Below are 15,341 nucleotides of genomic sequence, written 5' to 3'. Positions count from 1 at the left end.
CGATGGGCTGGACGACCGTACAAGCCAAAGACGTTAAGACGACAGAATGAGCCCTGCGATGCGGGGCGATCGGAAAAGGTGGATGACGATGATCGGCAATCGCGAGAAGGTGAAGTTTCGGGACCTGGTTTCCCGCAAGCAGGTGTTCACGCCCTGCGTCTGGGATTGCTACTCCGCCAAGGCGGCGGAAATGGCCGGCTTCGAGGCGATCCTGCTCAGCGGCGCATCACTGGGATTCAGCATGTCCGGCGTGCCGGATCTTGGCCTGCACAATCAGGAGGAATTGGTCTACGCGACCGACCGCATCGCCGACTATTCGCCTCTGCCACTGGTCATCGATGCCGATGACGGTTTCGGCGATGTCGTCCAGACCTTCCGCACCTGTTATCGTCTCGCCAAAGCCGGCGCCGGAGCGATCCTGATCGAGGATACGCCCAATGAACGCGGCTACGCGCGGTTCGGCCGCGCCATGGAGGCGGCGACGCTTGCCGGCAAGGTCGATGGAAACGTGCCGCACGAGGTCGTCTCGCAGGAGCTCTGGCTCGCCAAGATCAAGGCCTCGATCGAAGCCTGTCAAGGCACCGATTGCGTGGTTATCGCACGCACTGAATCCAAGCTCGAAAAGGGGTTGGACGACGCTATCGAACGCTGCGTGCGCGCCGCAGCACTCGGCGCTGAGATGACCTATGTGCACGGCCTGCGCACATTGGAGGAATGCCGGAAGGTGGCCAAGGAATTGCCCGGCTGGAAGATGTTCGGCGATGTCGCGACCGTCAACGGCGTGCCCTTCGTGCGGCTCGAGGAAATCGAGGCGCTCGGCTTCAACCTGGTGACCATGCACTATCTCGAGAAGGGATCGATGTATGGCATGATGGATTACGGTCGGCATGTCTTCAAGGACCGCAGCACGCGTTACGCGGACGAGCACAGCATGGGCGGCATGACGCCTGCCGAGCAGAAGGCCTCGCTGGAGCGGGACAGCGGCTGGCTCGATGCCGAGGACAGATGGAAGGCGCTCTGATCCCGGAGGCCGGCCGCTCTGCCGTCTCGTATTGCGAAATCCGGATGCCGGTCCAGTCCGGCATTGGATGTTCCACCTGACAATCGGAGTCCGATCGTTGCGAATTGCCAAGCTCTCCTATCTGAAAGCGGTCGGCGTCCGGCTTCTGGCCGGCATTCCGGTCTTCCTGCTGGTGACGTTCTCGGCGACGGCGCTGTCGAGCCTGATGCCGGGGTCGGCCGCGCAGCTGATCCTTGGAGAGAACGCGACGCAGGCGCAGATCGATGCGCTGAACAGCCGTTACGGTTACGATCTGCCGGTCTGGGAACGTTATCTCGGCTGGCTCGGACGGCTTCTGCAGGGAGATCTCGGGCAGACCATGTTCAGCCAGCAGTCGGTGGCAAAACTGCTGGTCGACCGGGCGGCGGTGACGTTCGAGATCGCGTTGCTTGCCATGTTCGCCTCGCTTCTGATCGGCGTGCCGCTGGCCATGTACACCGCCAGCCGTCCGGGCGGCATCCTCGATACGGTGCTGCGGGCAGTGTCCTCGGTCATGCTGTCGATCCCGACTTTCGTCATCGTGGTTCTGCTCGGTTTCGTCTTCGCGATCGTGCTGCGCTGGCTGCCGGCGACCGGCTGGGTTACCTTCAGCGACGATCCGATCGGCAATCTCTACTACGTCGCCTTGCCGGTAATGTGCCTCAGCGTGCACCAGGCAGCCTATTTCTACAGGGTGAGCCGCAGCGAATTCGTCGCGGTCCTCCAGGAGGACTATGTCCTCGTTGCCAGGGCCAAGGGCCTGCCGACGCGCTATATCCTGATGCGCCACGTGCTGCGCCCGGCCTCTCCTCAGGTGCTGACGGTGATGGGCCTGTCGATGACCTATCTGCTCGGCGGTTCCTTCATCGTCGAGAGTTACTTCGCGGTGCCCGGCATCGGCTGGACCGTTCTCAATGCAGTCAGCAGCCACGACCTGCCCGTCATGCAGGCCATCCTCTCGCTGACGGTGGTGATCTTCGTCGTGATCTTCATCCTGGTCGATCTCGGTTACGCGCTTATCGATCCGCGGGTGGACGTGTCATGAGCCGCCTCCAGCCGACACAAACGGACCTCGTGCCCGGCGAAGCGGTCGCATTGGCGGAGACGTTGAATGCCGCGATGCCGAAGACCGCGCGGTTCCGTATGCCGAGCGGCCATCCGATGGAATGGTTCGCCTTCTTGTTCCTGGCGGTTCTGATCATCTCCTCGGTTTTCGTGGAGTTCATTCCGGGTCTCGTTCGGGCAAGCTTCCCCTATGGCGATTTCTCGCAAGGCCCGGAATGGAGCCTGAACGGCCTGTTCGGAACCGATGCGCTCGGGCGCAGCATCCTGTCCCGCGTGCTCTACGGTGCGCGAACGACGCTCGCCATCGTCTCGGTCGCGACGCTGATCTCGCTGGTGATCGGCATGATCCTCGGAATGCTGGCCGGCTTCTATCGCGGCCCGGTCGAGCGGATCGTCGATCTCTATGCCAATTCCATGGCGTCGCTTCCGCCGATCCTCGTCATCCTGGCGCTGATATCGGTGACCGGAAACTCGGTTTTCACGATGATGCTGGCGCTTGGCCTGCTCGACATCGGAACTTATGCACGCATCGCCAAGGGCGGCGTGATTGCCCAGAACGATCGTGATTACGTGTTGGCAGCACGCGCCATGGGCGCGTCGGATGTGCGGCTTCTGCTGCGCGAGATCCTGCCCAATCTCGTTCCGGCGCTGACGGCCATCGTTCCGCCGCTGATGGCGGGGCTGATCATCACGGAGGGATCGCTGAGTTTTCTCGGTTACGGCATTCCGGCGCCGGCGCCGAGCTGGGGCGGGATGATCGCCAGCTCGACCGACCTGCTCAGCCGCTTTCCACTGCTGATCTTCGGACCAATCGTCGCCATCGTTCTAACAGTTTACTCGCTCAACACGGTCGGGGATTGTCTGGCCCGTCGCATGAACCATCGCGGCAGGGAACTCTGATATGAACGAGGCAGCGAACACCACCCCGGTCCTCGATTGTCACGAGCTCTCCTGTCATTTCAGGTCGCCGTTCGGGCCGATCCGCGTACTGCACGACGTCAGCTTCAGCATCCCGCCGCGCACGACGCTCGGCATCGTCGGAGAATCCGGCGCGGGCAAATCCATGCTGGTCAAGACGATCATGGGCATTGCGCCGGAGGGCATGAAAACCAGCGGTCGCATCCTTGTCGACGGGACCGATCTGTCGACGCTTAACGAGACGAAACGCCGCGCTTTTCTCGGCCGCAAGTTCGGGATGGTTTTCCAGAACCCGATGACATCCCTCAATCCGTTCGTGCGGGTGGGACGGCAGATCGAAGAGGCAAGCCGCTTCCATCTGCGGCTCGGAAAGGCGAAGGCGAAGGCACTCGCGATCGAGCTGCTGGCAAGCGTCGGCATTCCCGATGCGGCGGAATGTTACGGGCACTATCCGCATCAGTTTTCGGGCGGCATGAAGCAGAGGATCATGATCGCCACGGCACTTGCCTGCCAGCCGGATCTCTTGATCGCCGACGAGGCGACGACCGCGCTCGACGTGACGGTTCAGAAGGAAATTCTCGATCTGCTGCAGCTTATCCAGCAGCAGCGGCAGATGTCGATGATCCTGGTCACGCACAATCTGGGCATCGTCGCGGGACGCACCGACGACATCCTCGTGCTCTATGGCGGGCATGTCGTGGAATACGGCCCGACGGACACCGTCTTTTCCCATCCGCGCCATCGCTATACCGAGGCTCTGCTTTCGGCGATGCCGCGCATGGACCACCCGGCTCATACGAAACTGCGCACGATCCCGGGCCGTCCGCCCGATCTTGCCAACCCCGCGCCGGGATGCCCGTTCGCACCGCGCTGTCCCGCCGCCGAGGCTCGCTGCCATGTCTCGATGCCGCCGATGACCACCAGTGCGGACGGCAAGCATCGCTTCGCCTGCTATGTGCCTGTTCAAACCGGCGATGCAGCCGACACCGCGGCCGAAAGGAGGGCATAGTCATGAATGACGAGGCTTCCGGCCAGGCCGTCGATACAGGTGCCGCAACGCATGCCTTCGATGCCTTCCTGCGCGACGACGCGCTTTTGAAGGTACGCGATCTGTCGGTCAGATACCGGCGCGGCGGCAAGACCTTTGTTGCGGTCGACGGCGTCTCCTTCGACGTGGCACCTGGGGAAACGCTCGGTCTTGTCGGAGAGTCGGGCAGCGGCAAGACGACCATCGGCCGTGCCCTTCTGAAGCTGCTGCCGAAAGCGGACACGCGTGTCGACGGCCACGTCGAATATGACGGCCTGAATGTTGCCGATCTGTCTGCTTCCGATCTTCGCGCCATCCGCAGCAAGCTGCAGATGATCTTCCAGGACCCTATTTCTTCCTTCAATCCGCGCCGCAAGGTGCAGGATATCGTCGGAGAAGGCCTCGAGATCCAGGGCATCCGCAAAGCGGAAAGACTGGAAAGGGTCGAGCGCGCGCTCAACGATGTCGGCATGAGCAGGACGATGGTGGAGGGCCGCAGGCCGCATCAGTTTTCCGGCGGCCAATGCCAACGCATTGCGATCGCGCGGGCGCTAGCCGTCGGGCCGGAGCTGATCGTCTGCGACGAGCCGGTTGCATCTCTCGACGTGTCGGTGCAGGCGCATGTGATAAATCTTCTGCAAGATATCCGCCAGAAGCGAAACCTGGCGCTGATCTTCATTTCCCACGATCTCGCCGTCGTGCGCAATGTCAGCGACAAGGTCGCCGTCCTCTACATGGGCAAGATCGTCGAGATCGGAACCGGCGATGCCATCTATCGGCGTCCGGCGCATCCCTATACCCGCATGCTGCTGGAAGCAGTCCCGGTTCCCGATGCCAGCCGGAAGATCGTGCCGAGCGCAACGCCGACGCAGGCCTCGTCGCGGAGCACGCCGCCGTCCGGATGCCGGTTCCGCCTGCGTTGCCCACGCGCTCAGGCGATCTGTGCGGGAGAGGAACCAAAGCTTACGGCGATGCCCTACGGCCAATTCGCGGCCTGCCATTTCCCTCACGACGAACCGGCGCCCGGAATGAAGACGGCGGAACAAGCGTGATGGAAAAAGCCCCTGATGCATTCGCAGAAAAAACGGTGGCAAGCGGCAACGCGCGCTCGGAACAGGATACCGGAGCTGCGAGGCGCGCTGCTTTCTGTGCCAATGTGTTCGATGTCATGGTCCGGCTCTACGGCGAGCCCGGCATCGCGTCCTGGTGCCTCGAAGCCCAGACACGTCATGCGGTGGACGTGCCGTCCCTGCTGTTCTTCGCTCTTGCGGATCGTGACGGACACGGCGCGGATGACAGCGAGATGCAGCGGCTTCTCGAACGTGCCGGCGAATGGCGCGCGCTTTTCGTCCTGCCGTTGCGACATCTTCGGCTAACCCTGCGTCAAGGCCGCAGGCACACGGCAGAGATTGAATTTTACCAGAAGATCAAGGCAGCAGAGCTGGAGGCGGAACGGCTGCAGGTCCGGCGTCTGGCCGACGACTTTCTCCCGCTCGAAGGGCCGGGCGAGCTGGTAGCCCGTTATCTCGAAACGATTTCCATGCCGGAATCCGAAGCAGGGACATTGGTCGGACAGCTTCGAGCCGCCGCCAAAGCCGTGTGCCACGGCTTTCCCCATCATGCGCACTGAGGATCGAAGACATCATGAGCGATTTCGACGCCGTCATGACAGGAACCATCGTCACCGATGAAGGTGTCGCGGAAAACTACGTCGCCGTCACTGGTGGCTTTACCGCTGCGATCAAGACAGGCTGCGCTCCCGGCGCGCGTGTTCGATTTCGGCACTACTTTCTCACACCTATCGAGCTTCAAGGACATCGAGATGAACGCCATAATTCTAGACGGTGACAGCCTGACGATCAAAGATACCGTTCGCATCGCGCGCCAGGGCGCCAAGGTAGTGCTCGCCGATGCAGCGCGCGCCGAAATCATCAAGGTGCGAAACTATATCGAGGAAAACTGGCTGACCGAAAACGCGCCGCCAACCTACGGCTTCAACACCGGCGTCGGTAAGCTCAAGGATTATGCCATCAACCAGACCGATAACGATCGCTTCCAGCGCAATATCGTGCTCTCGCATTGCTCCGGCATCGGAGAACCGGCGTCGGAAGAAATCGTCCGCGCCATGATGGCCGTCCGTATCAACGCCTTCTGCCTCGGAGTTTCCGGCCTGAGGATCGAGGTGGTCGATCGTCTCATTGAGATGTTGAACCGCGGCGTTCACCCTGTGGTGCCGATCCAGGGGTCGGTCGGCGCGTCTGGCGATCTGGCACCGCTCGCGCACATGGTTTCGGTGCTGATCGGCTATGAGGAAGCGGAAGCCTATTACCAGGGCGAACGCATGCCGGCGCCGCAGGCTCTGGAAAAAGCCGGCATCTCCCCAATTGCTTTCGATCTCAAGGCGAAGGACTGCCTTGCCCTCATCAATGGCAACAGCCTCTGCGCGGCCATGGCGGTTCTCAACCTCCACGACGCCGAGATGCTGATGAAGACAGCCGATGCGGCCGGCGCGCTCAGTCTGGAGGCGATCCGCGGCGAGCAGGCGGCATTCGATCCCCGCATTCATCTCGTGCGCAAGCAGCCCGGGCAGATCGCGACTGCGGAAAATATCCGTCGCATTATCGAGGGCAGCCGTCGCACGACCGAGGCAGCACGTGCGGTACGCCTCGAGGACGATATCCTGCATCCGAAACACACCGCCCGGATCCAGGATCAGTATTCCTTCCGTTGCCTGCCGCAGGTGCATGGAAGCTGCCGCGACCAGCTGGAGCACGCCAAGGAGGTGATCACGCGCGAGCTCAACGCCGCGACCGATAATCCGCTCGTCTTCTGGAACGAACTCGGCGCGCTGGAATTCCTGTCCGGCGGCAACTTTCATTGCGAACCCATCGCTTTCGCCATGGACTTGCTGACGATCGCTTTGGTGGAAATCGGCAATATTTCCGAGCGTCGCCTGTTCTCGCTCTGCGACACGACATTGAACTACGGCCTGCCGCCGAATCTTGCCGGCAAGCCGATCGGCCTGAATTACGGCTATGGCATCATCTCGACGGCTGCGGCGTCCGTCGCATCGGAAAACAAGACGCTGGCTTTCCCCGCCGTTGCCGATACCATCCCGACCAAGAGCAGCCAGGAAGACCATGTTTCGATGGCGACATGGGCATGCCGCAAGACGCGTCAGGTGGTCGACAACATGCCGAAGATCCTTGGTGTCGAATGCCTGCTTGCGGCCCGCGCCATCTTCCTGACCGAAGAGGCACTCGGCGGCTACAAGCTCGGAGCCGGCAGCCAGGCGCTCTATGACGCGCTTCGCGACGCGATCCCGTTCCAGCAGGAGGACAGCTACATGCCCAAGCAGACCACACCGGCTCTCGAGATCGTGCGGTCCGGGGCATTTCTCGAGACCATCGAGAACAAGATCGGCGCCCTGAAATAGGCGGGCCAGCTGATTTGCGCTGCGGCCGCATCATGAAGCGCCGGCGTTTCATCGCCGCCCGCAATTCCCCTGACCGGAGAGAACCATGTTCGATGATCTGATAATGCCGCCAGCCGACAAGATCCTGTCGTTGATGCCGATTTTCCGGCAGGACAGTCGTTCGAACAAGATAGATCTCGGCGTCGGAGTCTACCGGGACGCCTCGGGTACGACGCCGATCCCGCGGGCGGTGAGGGAGGCAGAAAAGCGAATCCATACCGCGCAGACGACCAAAGCCTATGTCGGTCCGGCCGGGGATCCTGTTTTTTGCGATCTCATCGGCAGGCTTGTCTTCGGCGAGGCCGCGCCGTGGGAGCGAATTCGCGGCATCCAGACGCCGGGCGGAGCAGGCGCCTTGACGGTGCTCGCCGGCCTGATCTGCCTGGCGCGCCCGGGTGCTGCGGTCCATGTGCCCGATCCGAGCTGGGTGAACCATGTGTCGATCCTTGAAGACAACCGGCTTCGGGTCGTCACTTACCCGTACCTCGATCGCCGAACAGGCGAGGTGGATTTCGACGCCCTGCTCGATCATTTCTCACGATCGGAGCGGGGCGACATCGTGTTGCTGCACGGCTGCTGCCACAACCCGACCGGCGCCGACCCGAGCCGTTCGCAATGGCAGGCACTGGCAGAGATCATCGCCGAGCGCGGGCTCGTTCCGCTGGTCGATATCGCTTATCAGGGGTTTGGCGAGGGTCTCGAGGACGATGCCTTCGTGGTACGGCTGCTCGCCGGCATGGTTCCGGAAATGCTCGTCTCCTCGTCATGCTCGAAGAATTTCGGAATCTATCGCGAGCGCACAGGTGCCGCATTCATTCTCGCCGCCAACGCGGATCGAGCGGATGCAACCAAGGCGCAACTCACGGTGCGAGCCCGCGTCGTCTATTCGATGCCGCCGGATCATGGCGCGGCTATCGTTCGCACCGTCCTGGAAGACCCCGCACTCGCGGCCGACTGGCGCGCCGAACTGGATGGTATGCGCTCCAGCATTCTGTCGCTGCGCCAGGGGCTTGCTGCCTCCTTCCGGCGTTTCACCAATGGCAGCGACTACGATTTCCTCGCCAAGAACAAAGGCATGTTTTCGCTGATCGGTCTGACACCCGGAGAAGCCGTGATGCTGCGCGAGCACCACGCCATCTACATCGTCGAGGACGGACGCATCAATGTCGCCGGGCTGCAGACCAGCCAGATCGACACCTTTGCGGAAGCCGTTCTGGCGGTTCGCGGGAAACGCTGATTGGCATTCGTTTGAGGCCAGAGACAAGAACTATTCGTGCTTCCTTCCGCCGACGGCGTTCCTTACAATCTCGCCAGTCCTCCCCCGAGCCCTGGAAATGAGGTTTACATGAGCACGCTTACCCGCTTCTCCGTTCAGCCGCTCTCGACCATGACCCGCCGTCTTGCCGATGTCGCCTCCGCTCGTCGCGAACCCGACCTGGTCATCCAAGGCGCACGCGTCTTGTCCACCTATTCGGAGCGCTTTCTCGACGGACGCGAAGTCTGGATTTCGGGGGGCCGCATTGCGGCCGTGAAGCCGGCCGGCAGCTACAGAGGCGGGAGCGCCAAACTCTACGACGCCAGGGGCGGCATCATCGCCCCGGGCCTGGTCGATCCGCATATCCATATCGAATCCTCGATGGTGACGGCCTGCGCCTATGCGGAAGCGGCGCTCCTCAACGGCACGACGACGATCTTCTGCGACAGCCACGAGATCGGCAATGTCATGGACGTCGCCGGCGTCGAGGCCATGCTCGAGGACGCACGGCAGGCGCCGCTGTCGATCTTCCTGACCGTGCCGAGCACCGTGCCGGCGACGACGCCGGATCTGGAAACGGCCGGCGGCGACCTGACGCCGGACAAGATCGCCGCCCTGTTCGACAAATGGCCGGAAGCCGTGGCTCTCGGTGAGAAGATGGATTTCGTCCCCGTTGCGATGGGCGACGAGCGCAGCCATGCGATCCTGGCTGCAGCGCTCGAGCGCGGCAGGCCGGTATCGGGCCATGTCTACGGACGGGAGTTCGTTGCCGCCTACGCCGCATCCGGCGTCACCGACACGCATGAAGCCATCGACCGCGACATTGCCGACGACCTGCTGGAAGCCGGCGTGTGGATCTTCCTGCGCGGCGGCCCGCCGACGACTCCCTGGCATTCGCTGCCGCAGGCGATCAAGACGATCACCGAGCTCGGCGCTTCCCACAAGCGCGTTGCCGTCTGCACCGACGACCGTGATGCGGAAGATCTGCTCGCCTTCGGCCTGGACTGGGTGACTCGCGAAGCCGTGAAATACGGCATGAGGCCGGAACAGGCCTGGGCGATGGGTTCGCTGCACGGCGCGACGCGGTTCGGCATGGAAGGCGAAATCGGCGGTCTGGGCGGCGGTCGCCGCGCCGACCTGGTGCTTCTCAGCGACGACCTTACGCCTGTTAGCACCTGGTATGGCGGCGAGCTCGTCGTCGACGGCAAGAAGATCACGCCGATCCTCGACGAAGCCCTGTCGAAACCGTACCGCTATCCGGACGCCGCCTACCACACGGTCAAGCTGCCAAAAAATCTCAAGCTGACACCGGACCTACCGACGGAGACGGTCGTCGCTCATACGATCAAGACGGAGCTGCCTGGCATCACCCTCGGCCATGTCACCGTCACGCTGGAACCGGCCAATGACTGGCAAGCCCATTTCGACAAGCACGACCTCTGCTTCGTGACGGTGGTGGAACGTCACGGCAAGTCTGCCGGCAATGTCGCCCACGGACTGCTCAATGGCTTCGGGCTCAAACAAGGCGCTGTCGCATCCTCGGTCGGCCACGACAGCCACAACATCATCGTCGCCGGCACCAATGCCGCGGACATGCAGGTGGCGCTCGACGCGATCGAAGAAAAGCAGGGTGGCGTCTGTGTCGTGATGGACGGCAAGGTGACGGCCATGGTGCCACTGCCGGTCGCCGGGCTTTTGTCCGACAAGCGCGTGCACCAGGTCGCCGACGAGGTAAAGGCCCTGAAGCTCGAATGGGAAAAGGCAGGCTGCACCATCGCCTATATGGGCTTCAACCTTATCCCGCTATCAGTCATCCCGGAAATCCGGATAACCGACAAGGGCCTGGTGCTGGTGCCGGAAATGGTGATCTCACCGCTCTTCGAAAAGGCCTGAACGCTGAGGTGCCGATCCTTCGCCGTGACGGAGCAAGAAAACCTAACTTGTCGCTAGCGAACGACCATCAATAACGTTAGGCATCGAGCGCCCGTTGTTTGGCAGTCGAGATCAACTCCTTGAAGTGCGCAGCAATCCTACCTTCGCGGCTAGCGTCCTCCGCTTCCCAACCGAACTTCCACGCGTCGTGACGCGCAAGCCAATCCCCGAGGGCGCTGGTATCACCAGTCGGCATCCTATGGGCGGCGAGGTATGGGTTTTCGTGAGCCTTCAGGCCGAGCACCCGCGCCCTTGAGCCTGCTTCCTGTAGATCGATCAGCTCTTCAATTGTCATACGCGATCCCCCACGATGTCGGCGACGGTAGCATCGTGGTCCGCGCATGCAAGTGAATGCTAATTAATGGGTTAATTTGGGACAGTTGCGTGACAAGCGGCGCAGCATAACGATCTGATATAGCAACATAACGTTTCCTGATCGAAGACGTTGCTTTACCGATTGTACCCCTGAGAAAGGCCGCACATACTCTTGGTCATAACAATGACAAAGAGGGTAACATGTTAGAATTCAATATCATGCGGGCTCACGCCGGTCGCCTTTCCATGTCCACCATCGCTGGCATCCTGTTGCTTTGCACCGGCCAAGCGAATGCCGAAACTCTTCGGCTCGCCCACGCGTCAAGCTCGAAGAGCCTCATTCAGGAGGCTGTCTTGGTGTTCGCCGACAAGCTCGCCGGCGAAACCAAGGGCGGCCTTACCGTCCAGATTTTTCCAGATGGTCAGTTGGGCGATGAGGGACCGATCGCCGATGGTGTCGGTTCCGGCTCCATCGATATCGGGCTAGGCGGTGTTGCGGATGCGATCGATCCGAAGCTCAACGTCGTCACCTTGCCGTTCTTGTTTTCCGATGCAGAAGCGGCGCACGCCTTTCTCGACGGACCAATCGGGAAAAAGGTCTTCGACACGGGTGCAGACAACGGCTTCAAGATGCTCGGCGCGCTTGATTCCGGTTTCCGTCAATTTGCAACCGTCAGCAAATCAATCGCTACACCGGAGGATATCAAGGGTCTGAAGCTGCGGACGCCGCCGAACCCGGTCATTCTCGCAACCATCGAACAGCTGGGTGCCCTGCCGCAATCGATTCCTTTCGGGGAAGTCTATACCTCGCTGCAATCGCATGTGGTCGACGGCGTGGAGCCGGAAATACGCGATTTCGCGGATCAGAAATGGTATGAGAGCGCGAAGTTCCTGTCTGTCTCGAACTATATCTGGACGCCGAATTACTGGTTCATGAACAAGGAGCGCTTCGACGCTCTGAGCCCGGAAGACCAGGCTGCGGTGACCAAAGCAGTCGAAGAGACGACGATCTGGTACCGCGGAAAACTTGACGAAGTCTATGCTCAGGTCATTGAGGATCTCAAGTCGAAGGGTGTCACCGTAACGACGGTGGACACGACACCCTTCCGTGCGATGGTTGATCCTGTCTATGTGAAATTCGGGGCGGAATGGGGCGACGATCTGGTGTCGTCCGTGCGCTCGGCAGCAGCCGGAAAATAGGCAATGCCTAGGGCGAGGATGCAATCGGTCCTCCGACGTGTCCTTGCCGCATTCGTTGCCTGTGCAGCCACGTCCTCCTTTGATGGAAAGCCCTATGAAACGCCTCGCTTCTTCAGCGGTCTTCGTGATGACGATCGTTGGTGTCCTCGTTGTCGTCGCCCTAATCCTTTCTACCGGGCTTGGTGCCGTAGGCCGGTATCTCGGTCTTTCCGGAATCACTTGGTCATTTGAAATGGTCGGCATCCAGTTCTTGTGGACGACCGCGATCGGTGCTGTTCTGTCGGAGGTCGCCGGCGAAAACGTTTCCATCGACGGCAACACGTCCACCAGTGGCCGGAACCGCTGGTTTCGCATCTATCACAATCTCATCCTGCTCACCGTTGCCGCCGCCTTTCTGTGGAGCGGCAAGGCCATGCTTGCGCGCACGGGATTTGTTCCGACCCCCGTTATGCGCGCGCCGAGTTGGACCGTTCAGAGCATCATCGTCTTCATGGGCGCCACTCTCGCCATCATCGCCATTGCGCGCATCGTTTCGGCATTCCGGGAGCGTGGCCAATGACGCTTCTGGTTCTCTTCGGCGTCTTCGCCATCACGCTCTACACTGGTGTGCCGGTCGCATGGTCGATCGCGTTTTCCACTCTTGTCGTCATTTACTTCGGTCTGGTTCCGCTCCCACCCTCCTGGTTTGCGCAACAGGTCTATATGGGAGCCGATTCCATTTCATTGGCGTCCATCCCGCTGTTTCTCGTCGCCGGCGGCATCATGAACGAGGGTGGCCTGACACGCCGGATCATCGACCTTGCCAATGACATGGTCGGCTGGGTGCGAGGAGGATTGGGTGTCGTCAATGTCGCGACCTGCATGATTTATGGCGGAATTACCGGATCGGCCACGGCCGACACGGGTGCTGTCGGTGCCATCATGATCCCGGCGATGGCCGAACGGGGCTATCCAAGAGACTTCGCTGCAGCCGTCACCGCTGCGGCCGGTACGCTCGGCATCATTCTTCCGCCGAGCGTCGTCATGATCATGTACGGGGTCATAACGGATACGTCGATCGGCGGGCTATTTGCAGCAGGCATCATTCCAGGTCTTATGTTGGCGGTCACATTCATGCTCACGGCCTGGTGGGTTGGGGTGAAGGAGAACTTTCCAAAATCGGAGACCCGTCCGACCGTAACAAGCTTCAGCAAGCACCTTTTGCGGGCACTTCCTGCGTTAATGATGCCGATTGCGGTTCTCAGTTCCATGCTGAGTGGGCTTGCGACAACAACGGAGGCTGCTTTCGTGGCAGTGGTCTGGGCTCTTCTGGTCGGAGGCGTCCTCTACCGCGAAATTACCTTGGCCGGCCTTTGGAAGATTGGGGTGGAGACGGTGCGCATGACCGGCGCGATCATGATCATCATGGCTGTTTCCGTTCCGTTTTCCTGGATACTGACCGTCGAGCAGATTCCGCAATGGACCGCCGGGCTCCTTCATGCTTGGGGAGCCGGTCCGACAATCACCATCCTACTGATTCTGGCGCTTCTGACCTTCGTCGGCACCTGGGCGGATCTTGGGCCTTCGTTGATCATCCTCGCACCGATATTACATCCGATCGGCATGGAAGCCGGATTACAGCCCTATCAGCTTGGTCTGATCTTCACCATGGCGCTGGGTATCGGATTGTTCACCCCACCGGTGGGCACCAACATCTTCGTCGTCTGCAACGTCGCCAAGGTCGGGGTGAACGCGGTTACGCGCAGGCTTATCCCGTTCTTCATTACCAGCAACATCTGCCTCCTGCTCGTCGCCTTCATTCCGGAGACGACGGAATGGCTTCCGCGTTACTTCGGGTTCTAGCAACCGTCCGTGGCCGCAACGAATGGACAAATACGATGACGACACATCTGGTTGGGGGAATCTCCAGCGCCGGGCGGGCCTTGCCACCCATGGACGGCAAACCCTTTGTCGCCCGACGGTCCCAAGGCGCCTATATCTGGGACGACAGACAGCGCCAGTATATCGATACGGCGCTCGGATTTGGGGCGACGGTGATCGGCCATGCGAATCCGCTGGTTGTCGAGGCAGTCACTGCCGCCCTGCGCAATGGGCCGATGCCGGCCTTTGCCCATGATGGAGAGGAGGAAGCTGCCAGCGTGCTGACCGCTGCGACGCAGCATTTGTCGCGGGCGATCTTTACCAATACCGGTAGCGAGGCTGTTCATCTCGCCTGCCGGCTCGCTCGCGCTGCCACGGGCCGCTCCTATATCGCAAAAATGGCTGCCGGCTATGATGGCTGGTATGACGACGTTACGCTGGGCCAGGCGGGATCCGCCGATGCGGCAATGCTCACAAACGCACGGCCGGTGCACGAGCGAACCACGCTGCTGCGCTTCAACGACTTCGATGACGTCGATCAACTGTTCGCGGAAAACAGTAGCATCGCTGCCGTCATCCTGGAACCGATGCTGGCCAATGCGGGATGCATCCCGGCAGCGCCCGGGTATCTTGCGCATGTGGAAGCGACGGCGCGGCGCCATGGCGCGCTTGTCATTCTCGACGAAGTGCTGATGGGATTTCGCACGCGTTTCGGGCTGACGGGGCATAGCATGGAGGTGGAAGCAGATCTGGCCACCGTCGGCAAAGCAATCGGCAGCGGCGTCGCAGTGGCCGCAGTCGTCGGTCGACCCGACCTCATGGCGCTTGCAGAAGAGGGTCCAGTCAACCGCGCCGGGACTTACAGCGGCAATCCTGTGGCCACAGCCGCCGTCACCGCAACGTTTCAGGTTCTGAGAGACCTCGATTACGCCGCCTTGCTGGCGCGCGGCGAGCGGTTGAGGCATGGCATAAATTCAGCCTTTGCCAGTTATGGCAGGGCGGTTACAACCTCTGGGGAGGGCTCTGTGTTTACAATCTGGTTTGCCGATAGCCCGCCCTCGAACTACGCAGAGACGCTGGACAGGGCAAATGCCGTCATGACCCTCAAACTTCACGAGGCGCTTCGCCGCCGCGGGCTGTTGATCATGCCGTTTGCCTTCGGTCGTCTCTATCTTTCCAATGCCCACACCGATGGCGTTATCGACGAGATGATTGGTATTTTTGAAGACGCTGCAAGAGACATGGCGGCTTAGCC

Annotated in this window: 15 protein-coding genes; 14 read left to right on the top strand and 1 reads right to left on the bottom strand. The window is 61.2% G+C overall.

Annotated features, from left to right (window positions below; all coding sequences use genetic code 11):
• Positions 1-82 precede the first annotated feature (82 nt).
• From GR198_RS17050 to GR198_RS17005, 10 genes are all read left to right on the top strand, one after another.
• Complete coding sequence (locus tag GR198_RS17050; RefSeq protein ID WP_027689410.1) at positions 83-1,021, top strand: isocitrate lyase/PEP mutase family protein; 939 nt, start codon at positions 83-85, stop codon at positions 1,019-1,021.
• A 67-nt stretch (positions 1,022-1,088) separates the two neighbouring features.
• Entirely contained in the window at positions 1,089-2,084 is a 996-nt protein-coding gene (locus GR198_RS17045; protein WP_164069301.1) for an ABC transporter permease, read from the top strand.
• Entirely contained in the window at positions 2,081-3,004 is a 924-nt protein-coding gene (locus tag GR198_RS17040; RefSeq protein WP_164069300.1) for an ABC transporter permease, read from the top strand. The genes GR198_RS17045 and GR198_RS17040 overlap by 4 nt, the downstream gene beginning before the upstream one ends.
• A gap of 1 nt (position 3,005) precedes the next feature.
• On the top strand, positions 3,006-4,031 hold the full coding sequence (locus GR198_RS17035; protein ID WP_164048446.1) for an ABC transporter ATP-binding protein: 1,026 nt from the start codon (positions 3,006-3,008) through the stop codon (positions 4,029-4,031).
• Positions 4,032-4,033: 2 nt separating this feature from the next.
• Complete coding sequence (locus tag GR198_RS17030; protein ID WP_164048447.1) at positions 4,034-5,101, top strand: ABC transporter ATP-binding protein; 1,068 nt, start codon at positions 4,034-4,036, stop codon at positions 5,099-5,101.
• On the top strand, positions 5,101-5,679 hold the full coding sequence (locus tag GR198_RS17025) for a TIGR02444 family protein (protein WP_164048448.1): 579 nt from the start codon (positions 5,101-5,103) through the stop codon (positions 5,677-5,679). The genes GR198_RS17030 and GR198_RS17025 overlap by 1 nt, the downstream gene beginning before the upstream one ends.
• Before the next feature lie 14 nt (positions 5,680-5,693).
• Entirely contained in the window at positions 5,694-5,897 is a 204-nt protein-coding gene (locus GR198_RS17020) for a hypothetical protein (RefSeq protein ID WP_164048449.1), read from the top strand.
• The gene (gene hutH, locus GR198_RS17015) at positions 5,872-7,485 is read left to right on the top strand and encodes a histidine ammonia-lyase (RefSeq protein ID WP_164048450.1); all 1,614 of its coding nucleotides are present in this window, start codon (positions 5,872-5,874) and stop codon (positions 7,483-7,485) included. Before GR198_RS17020 ends, hutH begins: the two co-directional genes overlap by 26 nt.
• Before the next feature lie 85 nt (positions 7,486-7,570).
• Positions 7,571-8,761, top strand: coding sequence for an amino acid aminotransferase (locus GR198_RS17010; protein WP_164069299.1), 1,191 nt, complete (start codon positions 7,571-7,573; stop codon positions 8,759-8,761).
• Positions 8,762-8,869: 108 nt separating this feature from the next.
• A complete protein-coding gene (locus GR198_RS17005) occupies positions 8,870-10,672 on the top strand; it encodes an adenine deaminase (RefSeq protein WP_164069298.1) in 1,803 nt (600 codons plus the stop codon).
• A gap of 76 nt (positions 10,673-10,748) precedes the next feature.
• On the opposite strand, the gene GR198_RS17000 is transcribed toward GR198_RS17005, so the two are convergent.
• Positions 10,749-11,006 (bottom strand): CrpP-related protein, encoded by a 258-nt coding sequence (locus tag GR198_RS17000; protein ID WP_029870944.1) that lies wholly within the window; start codon positions 11,004-11,006, stop codon positions 10,749-10,751.
• A 221-nt stretch (positions 11,007-11,227) separates the two neighbouring features.
• Here GR198_RS17000 and GR198_RS16995 point away from each other — a divergent pair, with 221 nt between their 5' ends.
• The 4 genes from GR198_RS16995 to GR198_RS16980 all read left to right on the top strand — a co-directional run bounded on the left by GR198_RS16995 (position 11,228) and on the right by GR198_RS16980 (position 15,339).
• Positions 11,228-12,226, top strand: a complete 999-nt coding sequence (locus GR198_RS16995; RefSeq protein ID WP_029870943.1) for a TRAP transporter substrate-binding protein — start codon at positions 11,228-11,230, stop codon at positions 12,224-12,226.
• Between the two features lie 94 nt (positions 12,227-12,320).
• Positions 12,321-12,785: a TRAP transporter small permease gene (locus tag GR198_RS16990; protein ID WP_164069297.1), complete on the top strand. Its 465-nt coding sequence runs from the start codon at positions 12,321-12,323 to the stop codon at positions 12,783-12,785.
• Entirely contained in the window at positions 12,782-14,068 is a 1,287-nt protein-coding gene (locus GR198_RS16985) for a TRAP transporter large permease (protein ID WP_130853424.1), read from the top strand. Before GR198_RS16990 ends, GR198_RS16985 begins: the two co-directional genes overlap by 4 nt.
• Positions 14,041-15,339, top strand: coding sequence for an aspartate aminotransferase family protein (locus tag GR198_RS16980; protein ID WP_164069296.1), 1,299 nt, complete (start codon positions 14,041-14,043; stop codon positions 15,337-15,339). The genes GR198_RS16985 and GR198_RS16980 overlap by 28 nt, the downstream gene beginning before the upstream one ends.
• The last annotated feature ends 2 nt before the right edge of the window (positions 15,340-15,341 follow it).

Source organism: Rhizobium leguminosarum, from assembly GCF_010668065.1.
Classification (GTDB): Bacteria; Pseudomonadota; Alphaproteobacteria; order Rhizobiales; family Rhizobiaceae; genus Rhizobium; species Rhizobium leguminosarum_S.
This window is presented reverse-complemented; position numbering and strand designations above follow the sequence as displayed.

What these genes read in the sequence shown, in the direction of transcription:
- GR198_RS17025 (WP_164048448.1), top strand. Translation starts at nt 5,101, where the DNA reads ATGGAAAAAGCCCCTGATGCATTCGCAGAAAAAACGGTGGCAAGCGGC.
- GR198_RS17045 (WP_164069301.1), top strand. Translation starts at nt 1,089, where the DNA reads ATGTTCCACCTGACAATCGGAGTCCGATCGTTGCGAATTGCCAAGCTC.
- GR198_RS17000 (WP_029870944.1), bottom strand. Translation starts at nt 11,006, where the DNA reads ATGACAATTGAAGAGCTGATCGATCTACAGGAAGCAGGCTCAAGGGCG.
- GR198_RS16995 (WP_029870943.1), top strand. Translation starts at nt 11,228, where the DNA reads ATGTTAGAATTCAATATCATGCGGGCTCACGCCGGTCGCCTTTCCATG.
- GR198_RS16980 (WP_164069296.1), top strand. Translation starts at nt 14,041, where the DNA reads ATGGCTTCCGCGTTACTTCGGGTTCTAGCAACCGTCCGTGGCCGCAAC.
- GR198_RS16990 (WP_164069297.1), top strand. Translation starts at nt 12,321, where the DNA reads ATGAAACGCCTCGCTTCTTCAGCGGTCTTCGTGATGACGATCGTTGGT.
- GR198_RS17030 (WP_164048447.1), top strand. Translation starts at nt 4,034, where the DNA reads ATGAATGACGAGGCTTCCGGCCAGGCCGTCGATACAGGTGCCGCAACG.
- hutH (WP_164048450.1), top strand. Translation starts at nt 5,872, where the DNA reads ATGAACGCCATAATTCTAGACGGTGACAGCCTGACGATCAAAGATACC.
- GR198_RS16985 (WP_130853424.1), top strand. Translation starts at nt 12,782, where the DNA reads ATGACGCTTCTGGTTCTCTTCGGCGTCTTCGCCATCACGCTCTACACT.
- GR198_RS17050 (WP_027689410.1), top strand. Translation starts at nt 83, where the DNA reads ATGACGATGATCGGCAATCGCGAGAAGGTGAAGTTTCGGGACCTGGTT.
- GR198_RS17040 (WP_164069300.1), top strand. Translation starts at nt 2,081, where the DNA reads ATGAGCCGCCTCCAGCCGACACAAACGGACCTCGTGCCCGGCGAAGCG.
- GR198_RS17010 (WP_164069299.1), top strand. Translation starts at nt 7,571, where the DNA reads ATGTTCGATGATCTGATAATGCCGCCAGCCGACAAGATCCTGTCGTTG.
- GR198_RS17035 (WP_164048446.1), top strand. Translation starts at nt 3,006, where the DNA reads ATGAACGAGGCAGCGAACACCACCCCGGTCCTCGATTGTCACGAGCTC.
- GR198_RS17005 (WP_164069298.1), top strand. Translation starts at nt 8,870, where the DNA reads ATGAGCACGCTTACCCGCTTCTCCGTTCAGCCGCTCTCGACCATGACC.
- GR198_RS17020 (WP_164048449.1), top strand. Translation starts at nt 5,694, where the DNA reads ATGAGCGATTTCGACGCCGTCATGACAGGAACCATCGTCACCGATGAA.